This is a genomic window from Streptomyces sp. NPDC026538, from assembly GCF_055567535.1.
The window spans coordinates 14,610-32,287 of record NZ_JBVHQG010000025.1 but is presented as its reverse complement, the minus strand read 5'-3'; the positions used below and the strand labels follow the sequence as shown (position 1 = coordinate 32,287).

Sequence of the window (17,678 nt, the reverse complement as noted above, 5' to 3'; positions counted from 1 at the left end):
AATACTCCAGTCAGATTTCGTGTTCTGGGCTGGTTCTTCTTCGGTAGTGGCAGCGGCGGGCTATGGCTTGGTGGCGTCTGCGCCAGTGGGACCAGTTCAGTGCGTGCAGTTGTCGGTCCTGGTGGGGTCTGGGGTGGGGCAGGAGAGTGTCCAGCAGGCGCCGGATCTCTGCCACGGTGAAGGCGATGAGGCTGGTGGTGTCGTTTCTGCTGCCCCCTTTGCGGTGTCCAGGGCCCGGGCTGCGAGGACAGCGAGGAAGGCATGGGCGAGCATGGCCAGGGTGATGTGGCGATACCAGCCCACGTAGCGTCGGACCTCGTACTCGTCCAGGCCGCACTGGTTCTTCGCGGCCTGGAAGCACTCCTCGATGGCCCAGCGTGAGCCGGCAACGCGGGCCAGTTCACCGACCTCGACGCCGGCGGGTGCGTAGGCGAGGTAGTAGGCGAGCTCGCTGGGGTCGGACAGGCTGCGTCGGGCCATCACCCAGCGGTGATGGGTAGGTGGGTCCGGGTCAAAGATGATGTTGGGGGGCAGTTTGGCGGCGGCCCAGTCGTAGACGCGCGGGCCCTTGGCCCCGTCGCCGCAGGAGAAGGTCTGCCAGGCGTCGGCGGGTGCTTCCTCGATGAGCTGGTCGATGCGCCAGAAGCCCGCCAGGGACTTGATCTGCTGGGACTTCGGCACCGCCACGACATAGCCGACGCCGAGCTGTTCGAGCAGGCGGCGGAAGGACCAGTCCTGTCCGTAGGCTTCATCGGCAGTCACCCACGCGGCGGGCAGGCCCGCGGCGAGGCAGCGCCGGACCAGGCCCTTGGCCAGCTCGCCCTTGGTCGCGAAGGTGCGCTCGTCGGGGACCTTCGCTTCCCGGCACCGCTCTCGGTCCTTGGTCCAGGACTTGGGCAGGTAGAGCTCGCGGTCGACGAGGGCTCTGCCATGGCCGGTGGCGTAGGCGGCGAAGACACCGATCTGGCAGTTGTCGATCTTTCCGGACGTGCCGGTGTACTGCCGGGACACCCCGGCCGAGGTAGTGCCCTTCTTGATGAACCCTGTGTCATCGATGATCAGCACGCCGTCCGGGCCGAGCTGTTGCCCGACGTACTCGCGCAGGTCGTCTCGAACGGCATCGGCGTCCCAGCGGGCACCGTTGAGCAGGTGCTGCAGCCCAGCAGGGTCACGATGTCCGGCGTACTCGGCCAGTTGCCAGCCGTTCTTGCGGCCCACCGGCGCCAGCAGGCCTCGGACATAGTCCCGCATCCGCCACCGCAGATCCGCACGACCGAACCGGCCCGCTACCCGAGCGAAGGCGGACTCCAACTCCGCAGCCCAGCCCTCGACTTCACTAATCCCCTCCACGACCGGACAACGAGAAGAAGCAGCTCAGGACACGATTTCTGACTGGAGTACTAAGCGACGACCTCATGTCCCGCATGACGGGCACGCAGGAACAGAACTTCAAGAGCGCTCTGCGCCAGAGCAAGGCTGGCGGTGTCGATCGCATCGCCCGCACACTTGAATTCAGCGCCAAACTCCGGCAAGCCGTTGTCTCTCAAAGCCGATACCACATCGAACGCTAAACCAGAAATAAACCACATCTCACCCTCGCGCATAAATCAGCGGGTTCGACACCATAGCAACGAACAAGAACTCGTAACACGATCTTGTGGATGGGCGCTGGTTGGGCGTGACCGGTACTACGATTCCGTCATTCGTGAGGCGTGGGGAATCGGCCGTGGATCGTAGAGGATGAACTGTCGGAGCTGATCGAGCCGTTGCTGCCGCCGTGGCCGCGGAAGGGTCCCGGCCAGAGGCCGGTGGATGACCGGCGGCGCCTGCAGGACATCCTGTACGTGCTCTACAACGACGTCAGTTGGCAAGTGCTGCCGCTGGAGTTGGGGTTCGGCTCCGGACAGACGTGCTGGAGGACTAGGGATCGTCCCTTCGCGGTGTCAGTTCTCACCGACATTTCGAAGGACCGCTCCGCCCGAACCCGTCCGCTTCTACTCCAGATCGATCCCTCGAAGGCCTTGGCGTGAGTGCCGTCCGAGGCCGCGCGGCTCCACTTCATCAACGCAGCACGCGTTCCGGTAGAGCCGCAGCACTCGCGGCTCACCCTGGCGCCCGTCAGTTGGCCGTCCAACCACAGCTCGCAGGCCCCGGCCCAGAGGGGGCTAGGACGCCTGACGCCGCGTGACGGTGCTCCTGTGCGCGAAGAGCTCACTGAACCGGGTTCAAACTCGGCAGCGGTTCACGAAGTGCCTCCCCGAGGGCCCTCAGCAGGCGCGATGATGCCGCGCATGCGAGACGACACCCTGCGCCAGCAGATCCAGTACCTACGCGAGTGCATCAAGACCGACGAGGCGCTCGCTCTCGTCGTTGCGGACGGTTGGCCCGAGCCCACGGACAAGATGGTCAACGCGCTGAAAAGCGAGGGCTTCACGGATGAGCAGATCCAGTTCATCTTCAGCTGGGGGCCCCGTCGCGCAGGTGCCTACGCCGATCTGCTGCAGCGCATCGTCGATCAGCTGGAAACGCTCACCTCCGTCAGGCGGCCAGCCCACAAGGGTGCCGTGCGGCGCGGCATCCACTCACTGTTGCATCTGTACCGGAACGCCCCAGGCTGGCAACCGAAGTGGGGACCAGACTTCCCCTATGCGCCCCTGCGTATGGTGACCAACGAGAAGGCTGCCGGGGTACTTGCTGACGCACAGCAACGGGCAGCAGGAGGTGCCCCGGGATGATGCCCACAGCGGGGAGGCGATTCCCACCACCGCTGCAGGTTGGCGAACTGAGTAGCTGACCTCCGGCAGCGCGGGGGAGGAGAGCTCAGGGGAGCGGGTACAGGCGCCAGCGCTCGTCATGGCCGGGTGCTCCGCGATGTTCGTCGACCAGTAGATGGAGTTGCAGTTCGGCGATCTGCCCGGTTGGGCCGTCCGTTCCCAGGTGGGGGAGCACGGTCTCCTCGAAGAAACGGCAACGCGTCTCGGCGGCGTGTACGCCGTGCCGTGCCTGTGTGTCAGCCTGTGCTGGCGTGAGGCCCATGCGGCCCTCGGCTGCCTGGGCGGTGAGGACCCCGGCGATGTCGTCCGCCATGCGGATGCCCTCGGCATACCGGCCACGCAGGAAGGCGACCATCGCTTCGCGCTCGGAGGTCACTCGGCGGTCCCTTCCGTCTCGGACACGGCGGAGGACCCGCCCGTGGCATAGCCGAAAGTAACCCCCTTACCGGAACCCCCTTACCGGGCAGATCGGGCGGTCGGTGACTGGGAATTGGTCACCGGTGGAGGTAAACACCACCAGGGTAGGGGTGTCGGCTCAGAACGGGGACACGTCGACCAGCAGTTCCCCGTCGAGAGAGGACAGCCACACCCGTACGCCCGGCAGGCTGGTGGCGTACAGAGTCAACTCCCCTGCCGCCGTGGCGTGTCCGCGTGTCTCCGCCCGCGCGAGCACCTCGTCGGCCTGGTTGATCGTGGACAAAGCGAGGCAGCTGCTGTCGTAGCCGAGGCGCACCCCCGTTGGATCTACGCTCGCGCCATTCGGGGACTGCGGCAATCACCTGAGCAGGTCCGCGATCGTCAACGGCCCGCAACCGTGATCCTCGCTTCCCGTATGGCGTCCCGGCACGTGCCGGGTCCCGGGCAGCGGTCGGCCTCTTGCAGGTGCTTGCCATCAGCCGGGCCGGTGCCGAGATGAACGGTCCATGCGTGCAGAGACGAGCCGATTACGAGGAAACTCAGTGGATCACTGGAGGCGCCTTGAGCTCCAGCGGCGCGGAACGGGCCGTTCCGAAACGGCGGTTGCCTGGGCACAGGGTCTGGGTGGCTAGCAGGAAGCTCCCGGTGGGCGCCATGCCGGTCCAGGCGTACGTCCCGGCGGCGGTGAGCGGGACGGTGACCCAGCGGGCGTCCTGGTCGGCGAAGGCCAGGCGCAGAAGTACCGTGCCTGCGCCGGGCTTGGGGGTCACCGTGCCGGTCAGGGTGATCTCGTCGTTGTAGTCCCACGATCCGGTCAGGCCGACCTTCACGCCCTTGCGCGGGCGTACCTCGAATTCGACGCCGCCCCACGGCACGCTGCTCTCCGGGTCGATTCGCCAGGTGGTCAGACGGAAGCGGCGGTCGCTGCCGCAGCCCGCGTCCACGACGTGCTCGTCCACCTCCAGTGTGCAGGCGAACCGCACTGTGCGGCCGGGTGGGATCTCATGCTCGGGTGGGGAGACGGTGAGCGTCATGCCGTACGGGAGGCCGTCGGGTTCGACGTAGGCTCGTTCGGCGGTCGGCCCGGAGTTGTGCACCGCGTACTCGAAGGTGACCGGCCTGTAGGGACTCGTGCTCAGCGGCAGGATCTGGTCGACGTTCTTCTGGGCGTGGTTGTTGAGCGTCCAGTGGTCGCCGGAGGCGAGGGCCGCGCCCCCACTGTCCCGGTCGATCTTGTAGTCGGCGATCTCGACGACCAGACAGGAGTGGCCCTTGAAGTCCGGCGGCACCAGCCAGGGCACCACGACGTCGACGGGCACGTCCCCGCCCGGAACGGTGTCGATCGTCGTTTCCGCGACCTGTGCGAAGTTGACGCCGCGATCGCCCGCGCCGTACGGCTGGGCGACCTTGAACACCACCCGCACTTGCTTTGCATCGACTTGCCCGCGGTTGCGCAGCCGCCCGACGAGCCAGTGGAGTTCGTTGGTGTTCTTCGGGTCTCGGGTGCGCGGCGGCACGTGGATCTGCTCGCCCTGGTCGACGGGGGCACCGGGCGGGAATCGGCGATAGTGCGCCGGATCGTTGTCGGACGTGCCGTTGGGGCCGTTGTCGCCGGGCCAGTCGACGTAGAGATCCGGGCTCTTGTAGTAGGGGTCGCCGGTAGTGAAATACAGATCGACGAATGCGGAGTTGGTGCGTTGCACGGTCAGGCGGAAGATCGGCACGCCGGCGACGATTTTGACGTCGGCGACTGTGACGGTGATGCCCTTCTCGGGCAGTTCCGGCGCGGCACCCAGATCGAAGGTGTCGCCGGGGTTGGCCAACGAGTGTGTGCGGTTGAGGAGTTGCACCTCGCGCCGATAGCCGGTGTCGGAGGCGTATCGCTCGGTGATGGGGAAGTCGAAGGCGTTGGTCACCAGTACGGCCGGCGCCGCCGGCAGGTTCTGGCTGAAGTACACGCCCTTCGTCCGCGCCTCGATCAAGTCGAACATCTCGCCGTCGCCGCCGAGATCGAGCTTGACCAGGTGTGCGGTAGGGAAGCCAGCGGGCACGCCGAAGGCCTGCCGCGCCATGGAGGGGAGCGACGGGCCCCAGAACTCGACCGGCATCAGCAACAGATCGGTGGTGCTGGTCGCGCCGGCATCGGTCGGCGCGATGGTGAGTACCCGGTTGTCCGGGATCCACCCGGCCTGCCACTTGTGATAGCCGCAGTGGTGCGGGAATCCCACGTGGTTGTCCATCATCGCCCAGCGGTCGAGATAGTCCAGCTCGTCCCGATATCCGGTCTGCCAGTACAGGTCGCGAAAGCCCAGGCCGTGGCCGAGTTCGTGGCAGATCACCGCGTTGTTCGGCTTGCCTTTGGCGAAGAAGACCAGTGACCACACTGCCTGCTTGTCGACCGTCTTGTCCGCAGTGTGCGCGGTGTACATCATCTCGACGCCGCGTGGATCGAACGGCCGTGACGCGGGCGAGACGTTCCACGCCTCCCACGGCTGCACGGACTTCGCGTCACCAGCGGTGGTCACCGCGGGTTCGACCTGCATCACGAGGATGACGTGATATTTACCGAAGGCCTGGGTGACGTTCTGCCCGGCGCCCCGGACGCGGGCGACCGCGGCATCGAAGGCGTCATTGAACAGTTGGGCCGTATCCCGTGGTGCTTTCGCGTCGTTCATGGTGGTCGCGCTGTTGGCCCGAGCGGAGGTGGTGGTGAACAAGTCGCCCAGTTCCTGCGTCGTTCCCAGCGTGAGGGACGCCTTGGGGCCACCGGCGAACGCGCTCACCGGAAGAGTGGTGGTCAACGTCGCCGAGCTCGCGTCCCAGCCCACCGCGATCTCGCCGATCTCGCTCTGCGCGGGTGCGATCGGGATCTTTTCGCGCGCCAGGTCGACCATCAGGTTTAGGTAGGAGGAGAGCTGGGCTGTGGTTCCGGCGGCGCCGTCGAAGGTGCCCGACAGTGCACCGGTGAGTCCGATCGGGTCGACGCCGCCCAGCCCGCTCGCGGTCAGGTTCCGTACGGCGAGCCGCCGGCCCGAGGTCGCCGCCGCCCGTACGGTCACCGCCAGCGTGCCGAAGTAGGCCTCCGCACGCCGGATCCGCTTGGCCGATGGCGCGGCGAACAGCGGGCCCGCCCCGGCGGCCGTCTCCGCGGCCTGGAACACACCGTGTAGGTACGTCTCCAGAGCGCCAAGGTCGTTCCCCAGGGTGGCCTCGTTCAGGTCCAGGGTGAGCGGGGTGAACTTCAGCGTCAGGCTCAGGTCGGGGCCGGTGGGCGGAGTGACCGTCATCGCCAGGCGCTCGCTGCCGGTGAACCGGACCTGGACCGGGAAGAGCGCCTCCTTCCGGGTGAAAGCCAGTGCTGCGAACTCCAGTTGGTGGGTGTGTCCGGGGCTGCTGTTGGGCTGCACCACGATGTCGAGCCGTTCGCGGCCGTCCAGCACCAGACCCGACGTCGCCGCGAAGCCGCCGCGGTGTAGGAGCTGGGCCGCGGGCACAAACTCCGGCCAGAAATAGTCGTCCACGAGCCGGGAACGGGGCAACACCAGGGGGCCGCCCTTGGGCCCGGCGTCGTCGCCGAAGACCCTGAATTTCATGCCCTTGAGTTGCTCGAAGCTGTTCTCCCGGTAATAGGAGAGGGCCTCCGGCACCATGACCCGACGCAGGTATGCGGCGAACCCGGCCAGGTCGCTCCCGGTATACGTCTGCGCGCCCTCCACGACGGGCAACACCAGGATGTCGACCGGGCCGAACGTGTTCGCATGCCCAGTCATCAGGGACAGCGTCTGCGTGCCCGTATGCGTCTTGGTGTCCAGCGGCGCGATCAGCCCAGGTTCGGTCAGCACCGTCGGCAGATGGTCGGCGAAGCTCGTCAACTGCCATTGCTCCCACCGTCCTTCAGCGCTGTGGTGCACGAGGATCAGCGGCGCCTCGGCGTCGGCAGCCGCCTGCATGACGCCCCGGCCGGAGACCCGCTCGTGCAGGACGCACAGCGGTTCGGTGGCGAGTACCGCCGCGTGTCGGCCGGAGGCGTCCATGGCCAGGATGTCGCGGTGCACGCGGATCAGCCGGTATACCTGCCACAGCAGGTTGATCGAGCAGGGGATGACGCCGCCTGTGGACGGGTCGCCGACCGTACCCGGATGCTCGGGATCGCCCACGTGGTCGACTTGACCACCGCCGCCGATGATCACGCCTCCGTCGGGGCCCGGCACCGCGGTGCTGCCGGGATGCGGCGCGCCGTCCATGCCGTCTTCGGGGCAGGGGCAGGGGCCGGGCCCGGGGCCGCGGCGGCACGGGTCGGCTGTCGGGGCCGAACGGCAGCATCCGCAGCACTCGCGGCACCTGCAGCGGTCGCACTCGTGGTGCTGAGGCAGGTGATGCTCGTGGGGCGGCTGCGGTCCGCATGCCTCGCCGCGAGCGCGAGTGGGACGTGGCTCGTCTGCGAGTTCCGCCGTCAACACGCGGACCGTGCGCGCCTCCCGATCGGTTACCGTCAACCGTGACCCGGAGGCGTCGACGTTCACCTCGACATCGGCGGACGCGAGGGGGCGCCGGGCCAGAATGCGACCGGTGTCCGCGTCGATCCGGTAGAGCATGCCGCCCTCGTCCGTGCCGACGGCCAGGACGAGGGTGCCAGCGGCGGCGTCGACCTCCGCGAACTGCCCTGGCGCCTCGGCCAGTTGCTCCGTCCCGTCCTCGGTGAGTCGGCTCAGCACGGTCCGGCCGTCCGCGTCCCCGATGGCGACCACCACATGGTCGAGCGCGACCAGGGCCCGGACCGGATACGGTGTCTGCGTACCGCCGCGTTCGCGGGCCCGGAGCCTGCGATTAGCGTGGTCGGGTTCCAGTACGAAGGCGCGGACCGATCGCCCTTCGGCCACGAGCACTCGAAGGCCCTGCCCGTACACCAGCAGCACGGCCCCGTCCGGCAACGCTTCAGGCAACCCGACGACGGGCACCACCCCGGGGATCACGCCAAATCCGTCGGGCGCGAAACCGTGGTCCATGAGGCCCCCAAGAGGCGGAGTCGACACCGGAATCCCAGCATGTGCGCCGATTCAGCGAGTCCTCCGCAACTCGCCGCAAACTTCACCTGTACGCCTCACCCGGGCGAGATGGACGACTGATCGAGGAGCGGGAGATGCGCACGCTCCTCGCGCAGGGGGCTTTCGGCTGTCCTCGGAAGGACGCTCAGCGAGCCGAGGACGTAGCCCCATGCGCTCTCGACGACGGCGGGTGAGTGTCAGTAGTGCACCGTACGGTCCTCGCATGGGATTCGCCTCGGCCTGGTCCATCAGTGCCCACGACGACGCCTTCATCGGGACTCTGGCTCCACGACTGCTCCCGCTGATCACCGCGGAGCGGAACGAGCCGCTAGCTGTATTGATCATGAGCGTTGTTAACGCTGGCCGGGCTTGATCATGGCGAAGGTCCCCGTGTGTGGTGGAGGTGTCGAATCTTCACCGCACGGAGGCCTTCGTGTCCCACCGTAATGCCCGGCTGACCGTTCGTGGCAGGCGACTGCTTATCGCCGTGTCCGCTCCGGCCGCCCGTCGCACACGTCGCCGCGGAGATGGGCATCTCCCGTCCCACGGCCCACAAGTGGATCCGGCGCTGGCAATCCGAGGGCGAACGCGGCCTCTTCGACCGCTCCAGCCGCCCACGCACGACACCACACCGAACCACCGCCGCAACCGAAGCCCGCGTCTGCAGGCTCAGGCAGAGCCGCAAGCTCGGACCCGCACGCATCGGCCCGATCCTGGGCCTGCCCGCCTCCACCGTGCACCGCATCCTGACCCGCCACGGCCTGAACCGCCTGACCTTCCTGGACCGGCCCACCGGACAGCTCATCCGCCGCTACGAACGCGACCGGCCCGGCGAGCTCATCCACGTCGACGTCAAGAAACTCTGCCGCATCCCCGACGGCGGCGGCCACAAGGTCCTGGGCCGCCAGGCCGGCCGCGCCCGCCGCAACAGCGTCGGCTTCGGCTACGTCCACTCCGCCGTCGACGATCACAGCCGCCTCGCCTACAGCGAACTCCACGACGACGAGAAGGCCGCCACCTGCGCCGGCTTCCTGCGACGGGCCGCGGCTTTCTTCGCCGCCCACGGCATCGACCGCCTCGAGCGGGTCCTGGCCGACAATTCCTGGCCCTACCGCAAAAGCTTCGCCTGGCAGCAGGCACTGGCCGACCTCGGCGCACGCCGCAAGCTGGCCCGCGCCTACCGGCCGCAGACCAACGGCAAGGTCGAACGCTTCAACCGCACCCTGCTCGACGAGTGGGCCTACCTGCGGCCCTACACCAGTAACGACGAACGCACCGCAGCCCTGGCAGACTTCCTGCACACCTACAACCACCACCGTGCCACACCGCACTCGAAGGCCAGCCACCCATCACCCGCGTCAACAACCCTGCGGGTCATACAGCTAGCGCGAGAGAGCTGGGACCGCTGGCAGCGCGAGCCGCTCCCCGACGTCAGAACCTGGTGCAATTCCTTCGGTAAGTCCAGCGGCCGGGAGGCGGACGCGCTGCATTCCTTCCACAAGTTGACCGCTGGAGGGGAGCACGTGCAGAAGCTATACGACGGCCTGTCGCGCGAGGACGGCTTCTCCCTGCTCACGAACGTATGAGACCTGGTGACCGGGCCGGAGGACATTTTCATCTCGGTCCACAGCAAGGAGTTCGCGCTACGGTCCTTCTTCCACGCCATAGGCCCTGACCGGGCCGCCGTCCTGCCCGGCTGGTGCGGCAACTTCCTGCTCATCTCTGCCGAGGTACGCGCGACACTGCCTGCCATCGAGCGAGCACTGGACCTCACCCCCCAGGAGCGCCTCGCAGCTGAGGCGCAGGACTGGCTGGACTACTCCGAGGCCGAGGAGAGCGTGCTGGATGGGCCACTCCGGATGTGGCGGCACGCCGCCATACACGGCCGCGGCCTGTGCGGGATCTCCGTGGTTTGCTGACGAACCGCGCAGGGCATCGTCCGCCCCTGCTCGGCGTCGGCGTCACCGAGGCGCGCGGCAGTGGCGGCCAGGTCCCGGGCGGTGGCCAGCGTCCAGGGTCATGTCCCGTCGGCTCCCAGGAACGCGACCATCAATTCAGCCGCTGGGGCCATCGCCGTGGGATGCAGACCGAGCCTGCGGGCTACCCCTCAGAGGACTTCCGGAGGCAAGCCGCGTGCCACCCGGGTCGTGGTCGGGGCCGATGCTCAAGGATAGGAGTGCGTGGAGGGGCGGCCCCGGCCCAGGCGCGGGTGCCGGGGCCGCCCAGGCCCTGCCGTCCTGTCAACGCAAGGCACTACGACGCTAGGACTCAGGAGCTGGCTTCGCTTTTCCTGCGCAGCACCTGGGTGAGCGTTGACGTGGATACACCCGCTCACTAGCGGCACAGCGACGATGACCGCAGCGTGGGGAATCCTGGCTGACAGCCACTGCTGGGCATTGAACGAGGAAGTGTCGGCTGCCATCAGATCGGTGCGGACGCGGTGCGACCGGGGCGGGGACGGAGACAGCAACCGACGACGCCCCGGAACCACAGCCCGTCAGCGGACAATGACTCAGTGGCGGCCGGTCCAGCCGCCCAGCCGGCCCAGGAAACGCCACACCGGCAGCTCGTGCTGCCTAACCACGTGACGCTTCGTCTCCCACGACAGCGCACTGCTGCCGTAGGTACGTGTGGCCAGGCGGTTCACTTCCTCTTCCACGTTCCGCAGATGCTTGCCGATGCGTTGGATCCCCTGGTTGCAGTCTCTGAGCCACAGCACCCCAAGCAGGAGCGTGGCGACGGCGATGTACACCGATGGCCTGTGCAGGGAGACCCCGCCCGTTCCCGCGACGAGGGCAGCGATCACTCCCGAGAAGCCGAGTATCTGCATCCTCGACGTCACACGCTGAGTGATCTCCGCTCGCAGCGACTCGTACTCCCGCATGAGCAGAGCGATGATCTCGGCATCGTGGTCCTGGCTGTTTTGCTGTGCCATGCCTCCCCCAAGGGCCGACTCGCATCTGTCCCTGGCCTTCCCCCGCTCTCTCTGGAGCCAACCCGCATTTGAGGAAGGCCTGCGCCTAGCCACCGACGGTGCCCTGCGGACGCCCCACCCGTCGCGCCGACCCAGGCGAGGGTGCGACCTCGTCGCCGCTGTCGGTTCGGGACGGTGGGAGGCAAGACCTTCTCCCGACACGCATGGTGCGGCTACCGTGCCAGGAGGACCTGCTCGGAGGAGAAGCTGAAAAGCGCAGCCCAAGGAGGTTCCCGCCCCGCCGGCCCTCGCAGCCGCCGCCCAACTGCTCGCCGAACTCCGTGCCGACCACCGCGCCGGCGTCTGGGTGGCCGCGTTCGAGCAGGACTGGGCGCGCGCCCTGGACGACGCCCGGCACTCCTTCAGCCACGCCCCGGACCACGATGTCGTCCGCACCTGGCGGGCTCCGCTCGCTGCCGCTCCGGCCGTCGAAGCCTTCCTCGCGGGTGAGTGTGACGACTCCCGAGGAGGATCAGAGCGAGGTAGTGGTCAAGGGTAGCGCCCTGGAGGTAAAGGGCTTCAGCATTCTGCAGGTCACCCTCAGCCTGATGGATCTGGGCGAGGCGGATCAGGGCGCGCTCGTCTTTGCCGAAGATGGCGGCCTTGCCGTAGACGTAGAGGAATCCCGGTGCGGCGGCACAGACCACTACATCGGCGCGTAACCTGGCGCGATGGGACTGCCCGACGTGGATTACCTGATCAGGGTCTTCGGCTACATCAGCTCGAGCGCGAGCTGGGAGTATGACGCAGGGAGGTGGGGCCTACGGGACGACGGCTATGGCCATCTGGTTCCGTACACATTGGTGGACGGTGTCGCCACGGCAGGCGTGTCGTTCGAGGACGCGTCCTTCCTCGCTGACTCCGTTGCGTTCGATCACGACGTTCCAACGTACGTGAGCCCCAGTGATGGACATGTCGCGGCCCCAGGAGAACCTGTGGGGATGAACCGTCCATGGGCAGACCGGGACCAGCAGTATGAGGAGGCCTTGGAACTCTTCTTCTCAACACTTGTCGAGCTACGGTTCGCAGATGGAATCCGCCTCCGCTATGCAGAGCATGGTGACCCACTCACACGCTTCGAGGAGAGATTCCCAGGGGGTCGCCGCCAACTACTAGCCTTTACGCGATGGCCATGCGACAAGTTGACACGTTGGGCACGTACCTTTGCCTTTACCGGGTGTTGGAGGCTGCCGACGGAAAAAACGGAAAGGATTGCATAGAGAAGAACCTCGCCCAGATCCACTCGTACGACTTCGGGGCTCTGATGACCAAGGGTTTGGCCGCCCCCGGAGGCCCAACCGTAGTGGACTACGACGTATTCGAGTCATATCGCATCCAGGCTGTCCAGAGGATGGCCGACCTCCGCGTGGAGGGTAAGAGCGATAAGCAGATCGCTTCACACCTTTACGGGTTCCGCAACGGACTTGCTCACGGCCGACCGGGTGCATCAACCATCGTGCTCCAAGACTTCGGGACACAGGCTGAAGCCGTGGCATCCGACCTGCCGCTCCTGAAATTGCTGGCACGAGTAGCAGTGGAGACTTGCTGACCCACGGGGCGTGACGACCTGGTCAATACGGTCAACACCCCTGTATTCCCTCGGTAATTACTTACGAGGTAATCGCCCTCTTCAATCACTCCCGGCTACGTTCTGGTCGTCGCCCCGCCCTGGGACGAACGGAACGAAGGAGCCCGACCGTGTCCGCTTTTGGCTTCGCTCATCTCCGCAGCCGACGCCATCACACCGACATCATCGAGTATCTGGAGCGCATCCAGGCCACCCTCGATCCCTTCGCAGGCCGCTTCCTCATCCACGGTCCGCCGACCGAGGTGGTGGAGGGCACGTGGCCCGGCAGCATGGTGCTGATCGAGTTCCCCAGCATGGCCGAGGCCCGTGCCTGGTATAACTCGTCCACCTACCGAGACATCCTGCGGCTGCGTACCGATCACATCGAGGGCGATGTACTGCTGATCGAGGGCGTCGGACCGGGCTACGACCCGGCCGAGCGGGCCGGCAAGCTGCGAGCCGAGGCCGAACGGGCGGGGCAGCCAGCCTCGTAGTCGCAGGACCCTCTCCGCAGAGTGCCGGCCCCCGGTTGCGGTATGCGACGGCCCACTCAGCCCACGCAGAAGCCCGCAGTGACTCCCCCACTCATCGACGTTGATCATGATCAGGCCCCGTGAAGTGACTTCCGAAGTCGTCGACAAACGACTCCCGTTCCCGGGCTCTGGTCCACTTCGGAAAGCGAGCCAGAACCCGCTCTGGGTTACGAAGCCACGACACGACGACGGATTGAGTCGCCTTCGAAGGAGTTGCCGCGGGAAGCGGCCAGTTCTCCTGGCGGATTTCATCCCGGCGAGCGGTGCGCATCGCCAGCATCTGGGGTGTGATCGTTCGGACACATGCCTGTTGGGACAACGCGTACCCGGCACCGTCGCGCCTCCCGAAATCCTCGGCACGGTCCGTCACCCGCCTGCGAAGCTGTCGCGTCGGATCCGTCGGATCAGCCCGGTACGAGAGCAGGACGCGCACCATGCCCACGAACACGCCCGTCACCTCCGCAGCATACCGTCGCGTTTTCTGGAAGGTCCTCGACCACGCCCTGGCCCCGTACTCCAGCGACTCCCTGCTCGTGCTGCTCCAGGCAGCTCTCACCTCACCAGACTTCCAACGTCTTGAGGACCACCTGCTGCTGATGCTCACCCGCGTGCTGCGCACCCCCTCCCGCCCAGGCACACGCGCCGACGCCGACGACCTGCCCGGCCTGGTCGACGCCATCGTGCGCGCCGCCCCAGGCCGAGGAGTCCTCACCGATCGCGATCCCAGCGACCTGCGTGCAGGAGTGAGCAGCACCGTTGCAGGTGAGCGGCTGCTGGTCCATCCCGGGCAGCTCGCCCACCCCCTGCTCGTGCTGCGCAGCCTTGAGCTCACCGCTCTGGCCATCGACCTGCCGCTGTGCGAAACCGTCGGCTTCGGGATCGGCGACGTCGTCGAACTGGCCCTGCGGATCACCGACCGGGCGCTCGGCGCGCTCGCCCCTGCGTGGCCCGAACCTTACGTCGAGCCGGACGACGCTGGAGAGGACTGGGGTGCCTGCCGTCTCACCTCCGCCGAGGTCGACGCCGCCGCCTCGATCGCGACAGCCGACCCGGCCGACCTCATCCCCCACTGCCGGCACCCGGAGCGCGCCGCACGAGCCCTGGCTTGGCTGACCAGCCGGGTCAAGGACCTTGCGCTGCGCTACCGCCCCGACACACCGCTGCTCGGTCCCGTCCTGGCCATCACCGCGCACGGCCGACGTCTGCCCGTTCCCGCCGGTGCGGCGACGGACGCCATCGCCCCAGCCGCCACCCGGCTGCTCGGCTTCCTGCCATCGGCCGAACTCCCCGCCGCTGAGGAGCGGTTGCAGAAAATGACCGTCGCCCGGCTCGCCCAGCTCCTCGGCCTGGACCACATCCCCACCATCACAGGACCGGTATGCCGGATGACCTCGCCCACCCACCGCTACGAGATCGCCGTCGTCAGCGCCCTGGCGGACGGTGCCCTGAGCGGCCGCATCGAGGAAGGGCGGTCCGCTCTCGCCGACACCCCGCCGGGCCGCGGCCGCCTCGTCGTCTACGGCGGCCCCCGCTTCCTGACACGCGAGCTGGTCCGCGACACCGCCTTCCTCCACGTCGAGGAACTCTCCGAGATCCTCCACCAGACCGACGGCGACCCGACCTTGCCAGCTCTGTTCGTCCTAGAGCTCACGGAGCACCCAGGCGTGTACGGCGTGGCCTACCACGATGCCCTCGACGCGTGGTCGCTCTGGCACCGCAACGCCACCTTGCTGCTGCCCGCCCCCGACAGCGACGACATCGCATTCGTCCCCGTCACGCCGTACGACGAGGTCTGGGAACACGCCGCCGTGCACGCGGCCACCGACCGCGTGCTGAGCGCTGCTGGCCTGCCGGGCGTACGGGACTTTACGCGCGCCACGCCGATCCCACCCGAGCCCGGAGCTCGCGGGGCGAGAGCCTGTCTGGAGTACCAAAGCTCCGAGGGCACCCTGCTGATCCGTACGTCGACCGTCCCTCCGATGGTGATCGTCGCTGTCCCCTCCCAACAGCGCGGCGGCCCGCTGGATACAGGGGGCATGGACGACCTGGCCGACGCCCTGCACACCACGCTCACCACCATCGAGCCGGTCGCTGCGCACGCGACACTTCCCGACGGCGCTCCCCTGATCGTGGAAGTGACCGTCTCCGACGAACCGCACCAACTTCCAACCGGAGCACTGGAGCCGACCGATGACGCCGACGTGGAAGAGGGTCTCCTCGTGCGTGCCGGCGCCGAGCTCGAGACCGCGCGGATCGGACTCGTCATCGACCCACCGCTCCTTGCCGCCTTCGCCGGCGACGGCCAGCAGGGACACCGCAACCTGGGCCGGCTCGTGCACGAACTGATCACCCAAGTCCGCACCGGGCGCGCCGCCGGGCCCGGCACCGACGTCGACACGTTTACCGAGGCGTGGAACAGTGCCCATCCAGTGCTGCTCCTGGCTGGCATCACCACCTTCTGGCCGTCGACCCGCCCCGCCTTCACGCTGCCGCGTACTCCGCACCTGCACGCACGCGCCCTGCGTGCCGCGGCCGCGGCTGTACGCCGCGCCGGGGTGCCAGCGGGCACGTGGCATGGAGCGGATGCGTGCCGCCCCGGCGGGCCCGCCGAGCAGCTCCTCCATGCCCTGGAAGCCGAACTCGCCAAACAGATCAGCGCTCACCAGCCAGCCCTGTTCGGCGAAATCGCCCGGCATCTGAACGCCGCGTGGTCTCACCGCACTCGCTCGCACACCACCATCGCGGTCAACCTCGCGTCCCCCTGGGCGGACAACTGGGTGGAGGAGTCCCGTCGCCAGCAGCAGGACGCGATGACCGCCACCACCGCGCTGCACCTGCTACTGCAGCAGGCGCTCGTCACACCGCCCGCCGGTGACCGGCCCGTTGATGTCCTTGCCGTCGCCGAGCTCGTCGCCCTCGCCGAAGTCGTCTTCAACACCGGCAATACCGCGGTCTCAGCGGCGCGCCGTCTGAACGATCTTGTCCTGACCGTCGACCCCAGCGGCCTGTTCACTCTCGGCTCCGGCCCCGACGCCCCGGCTCAGGGCGCGGCGAGGGCGGACCATCTCGGCTTCGACGCCGGCGCCTACCAACGCGCCCGCCACCAGCGGATGATCGAAACCGCCGCCTACAGAGAACTCGAATCCTTCGACGCGGCCAGCGTGCTCGCCCGTCCGTACGTGCGCATGCCCGTCTGCTTCACGGCAGCAGCGCTTCCCGCAGGCAGCGAGCTCGCCAAGGCCGATCAGCTCCTCGTCAAGGACTGGGGGTGCGGTCTGGACGCGATCGTCGCGGTCCTCGCCACCGCGTCCGACTGGCCCACTGGCTGGAGCGGCACCGTCACCGCGACCAGCGAGGAGCTGGTCGCCGAGAGTGCCGCTTGGTCCGGGCTTCCCGCCGAACAGCTCCACGCTGCCGTCGACCGTCTGCGCCTGCATCCCGGCAACGCCGATGGCCCCGGCGAGCACGCCTACACCGAGGTCGAGCGCCGCATCCGGCCGCTGGCCCACCCTCTCGTCGCCCATGGCGAGCGGCTGCTCGTCCTGCCCTGGCTCGCCCACGTCTCCCTGGAGACGTGGGCCGCCAACCTCGAGGACGGTCACCTCCCGCACCCCGAACTCCCCGCCCCCGTCGACAAAGCACTCCTGCGCCACCGCCAGCAACTCGACCAGCGTCTGGAGAGCGATGTTCGGGACGCCGCCTGCCGTGCCGGTCTGCCGCACCGCTTCCGCCTCCTGGAGAAGACTGCCGCCACGCTCGGTATCTCCGGCCTGATCGGAGAGATCGACCTTCTGGTCGCCGACCCCGAGACCCACCGCCTGTGGGTGATCGAGGCGAAGAACCCCACCCGGGCCGTCGCCGTCCACGCCCTGCAGCGGCACATGAAGAAGTTCACCACTCGCTACCGGGACAAGCTGCTCACCAAAGCCGCCACCATCGCCCAGCACGCGGCCCAGGCTGCGGCTGCCTGCGGGGTCAATGGCGAGCACCCATGGCGGGTGCAGCCGTTGATGGTTACCCGCACCGTCGAGCCAGCCGCGTTCCTTGTCGACCCCCGCATGCCCTACACCACCGTCGATCACCTCACAGCCATCCTTCGCCAGCCCGACGACCCCGAACCCGGTTGGGCGACGGCGAGCTGATGCGGCGTCGGCGGCGGACATGGTCGCGGTCGCCGGTAGTAGCCGCTGCCCCCAACCACCGCCGACCCCGCCCCTGCAGCCGCCCGACGCCTGCGGGTCGTCTTCGTACGGCCTGGCCAGTGGGGAAATCAGCGAACCCAGCTTCCGAGGTGACGGAATGAGTGGAATATTTCCCGTGCCTTCACGCGCGCCAGGCATCCGGTAGGGCAGGCTGAAGCCATTGACT

General features: G+C 67.8%; 13 protein-coding genes and 2 pseudogenes. 9 read left to right on the top strand and 6 right to left on the bottom strand.

Features of this window, described 5'->3' with window-relative positions:
• Positions 1–96: 96 nt before the first annotated feature.
• Together ACZ4N4_RS45750 and ACZ4N4_RS45745 are read right to left on the bottom strand one after the other, a co-directional pair.
• On the bottom strand, positions 97–1,350 hold the full coding sequence (locus ACZ4N4_RS45750) for an IS701 family transposase (RefSeq protein ID WP_467600659.1): 1,254 nt from the start codon (positions 1,348–1,350) through the stop codon (positions 97–99).
• A 50-nt stretch (positions 1,351–1,400) separates the two neighbouring features.
• Positions 1,401–1,604, bottom strand: a complete 204-nt coding sequence (locus tag ACZ4N4_RS45745) for a hypothetical protein (protein WP_467600656.1) — start codon at positions 1,602–1,604, stop codon at positions 1,401–1,403.
• Positions 1,605–1,730: 126 nt separating this feature from the next.
• Here ACZ4N4_RS45745 and ACZ4N4_RS45740 point away from each other — a divergent pair.
• Positions 1,731–1,919: pseudogene (locus ACZ4N4_RS45740) on the top strand (transposase); the annotation flags it as partial.
• 372 nt (positions 1,920–2,291) lie between these two features.
• Positions 2,292–2,735 carry a hypothetical protein gene (locus tag ACZ4N4_RS45735; RefSeq protein WP_467600653.1) on the top strand — a complete coding sequence of 148 codons (444 nt, stop codon included), beginning with the start codon at positions 2,292–2,294 and terminating at the stop codon, positions 2,733–2,735.
• 85 nt (positions 2,736–2,820) lie between these two features.
• Here ACZ4N4_RS45735 and ACZ4N4_RS45730 read toward each other — a convergent pair whose 3' ends face one another.
• The 3 genes from ACZ4N4_RS45730 to ACZ4N4_RS45720 form a co-directional block, all read right to left on the bottom strand.
• On the bottom strand, positions 2,821–3,150 hold the full coding sequence (locus ACZ4N4_RS45730; RefSeq protein ID WP_467600650.1) for a hypothetical protein: 330 nt from the start codon (positions 3,148–3,150) through the stop codon (positions 2,821–2,823).
• 159 nt (positions 3,151–3,309) lie between these two features.
• Positions 3,310–3,507, bottom strand: a complete 198-nt coding sequence (locus ACZ4N4_RS45725) for a hypothetical protein (RefSeq protein ID WP_467600648.1) — start codon at positions 3,505–3,507, stop codon at positions 3,310–3,312.
• A 223-nt stretch (positions 3,508–3,730) separates the two neighbouring features.
• A complete protein-coding gene (locus ACZ4N4_RS45720) occupies positions 3,731–8,164 on the bottom strand; it encodes a YncE family protein (protein ID WP_467600645.1) in 4,434 nt (1,477 codons plus the stop codon).
• Positions 8,165–8,669: 505 nt separating this feature from the next.
• On the opposite strand from ACZ4N4_RS45720, the pseudogene ACZ4N4_RS45715 reads away from it, so the two are divergent.
• Together ACZ4N4_RS45715 and ACZ4N4_RS45710 are read left to right on the top strand one after the other, a co-directional pair.
• Positions 8,670–9,620 (top strand): annotated as a pseudogene (locus ACZ4N4_RS45715) (IS481 family transposase); the annotation flags it as partial.
• A 208-nt stretch (positions 9,621–9,828) separates the two neighbouring features.
• On the top strand, positions 9,829–10,155 hold the full coding sequence (locus ACZ4N4_RS45710; RefSeq protein WP_467600642.1) for a hypothetical protein: 327 nt from the start codon (positions 9,829–9,831) through the stop codon (positions 10,153–10,155).
• A 593-nt stretch (positions 10,156–10,748) separates the two neighbouring features.
• Here ACZ4N4_RS45710 and ACZ4N4_RS45705 read toward each other — a convergent pair.
• On the bottom strand, positions 10,749–11,171 hold the full coding sequence (locus ACZ4N4_RS45705) for a hypothetical protein (RefSeq protein ID WP_467600639.1): 423 nt from the start codon (positions 11,169–11,171) through the stop codon (positions 10,749–10,751).
• A 304-nt stretch (positions 11,172–11,475) separates the two neighbouring features.
• On the opposite strand from ACZ4N4_RS45705, the gene ACZ4N4_RS45700 reads away from it, so the two are divergent.
• The 5 genes from ACZ4N4_RS45700 (at position 11,476) to ACZ4N4_RS45680 (ending at position 17,452) form a co-directional block, all read left to right on the top strand.
• The gene (locus tag ACZ4N4_RS45700) at positions 11,476–11,709 is read left to right on the top strand and encodes a DUF6247 family protein (RefSeq protein WP_467600668.1); all 234 of its coding nucleotides are present in this window, start codon (positions 11,476–11,478) and stop codon (positions 11,707–11,709) included.
• A complete protein-coding gene (locus ACZ4N4_RS45695) occupies positions 11,663–11,872 on the top strand; it encodes a hypothetical protein (RefSeq protein WP_467600636.1) in 210 nt (69 codons plus the stop codon). Before ACZ4N4_RS45700 ends, ACZ4N4_RS45695 begins: the two co-directional genes overlap by 47 nt.
• Before the next feature lie 464 nt (positions 11,873–12,336).
• Positions 12,337–12,759, top strand: coding sequence for a methylamine utilization protein MauJ (mauJ, locus tag ACZ4N4_RS45690; RefSeq protein WP_467600633.1), 423 nt, complete (start codon positions 12,337–12,339; stop codon positions 12,757–12,759).
• Between the two features lie 149 nt (positions 12,760–12,908).
• Positions 12,909–13,271 carry a DUF1330 domain-containing protein gene (locus ACZ4N4_RS45685; protein WP_467600630.1) on the top strand — a complete coding sequence of 121 codons (363 nt, stop codon included), beginning with the start codon at positions 12,909–12,911 and terminating at the stop codon, positions 13,269–13,271.
• A 473-nt stretch (positions 13,272–13,744) separates the two neighbouring features.
• The gene (locus tag ACZ4N4_RS45680; protein WP_467600627.1) at positions 13,745–17,452 is read left to right on the top strand and encodes a hypothetical protein; all 3,708 of its coding nucleotides are present in this window, start codon (positions 13,745–13,747) and stop codon (positions 17,450–17,452) included.
• The last annotated feature ends 226 nt before the right edge of the window (positions 17,453–17,678 follow it).

Bases quoted from the DNA above. Each gene is read 5' to 3' on its own strand.
- ACZ4N4_RS45745 (WP_467600656.1), bottom strand. From the start codon at position 1,604: ATGCGCGAGGGTGAGATGTGGTTTATTTCTGGTTTAGCGTTCGATGTG.
- ACZ4N4_RS45680 (WP_467600627.1), top strand. From the start codon at position 13,745: ATGCCCACGAACACGCCCGTCACCTCCGCAGCATACCGTCGCGTTTTC.
- ACZ4N4_RS45735 (WP_467600653.1), top strand. From the start codon at position 2,292: ATGCGAGACGACACCCTGCGCCAGCAGATCCAGTACCTACGCGAGTGC.
- mauJ (WP_467600633.1), top strand. From the start codon at position 12,337: ATGGCCATGCGACAAGTTGACACGTTGGGCACGTACCTTTGCCTTTAC.
- ACZ4N4_RS45705 (WP_467600639.1), bottom strand. From the start codon at position 11,171: ATGGCACAGCAAAACAGCCAGGACCACGATGCCGAGATCATCGCTCTG.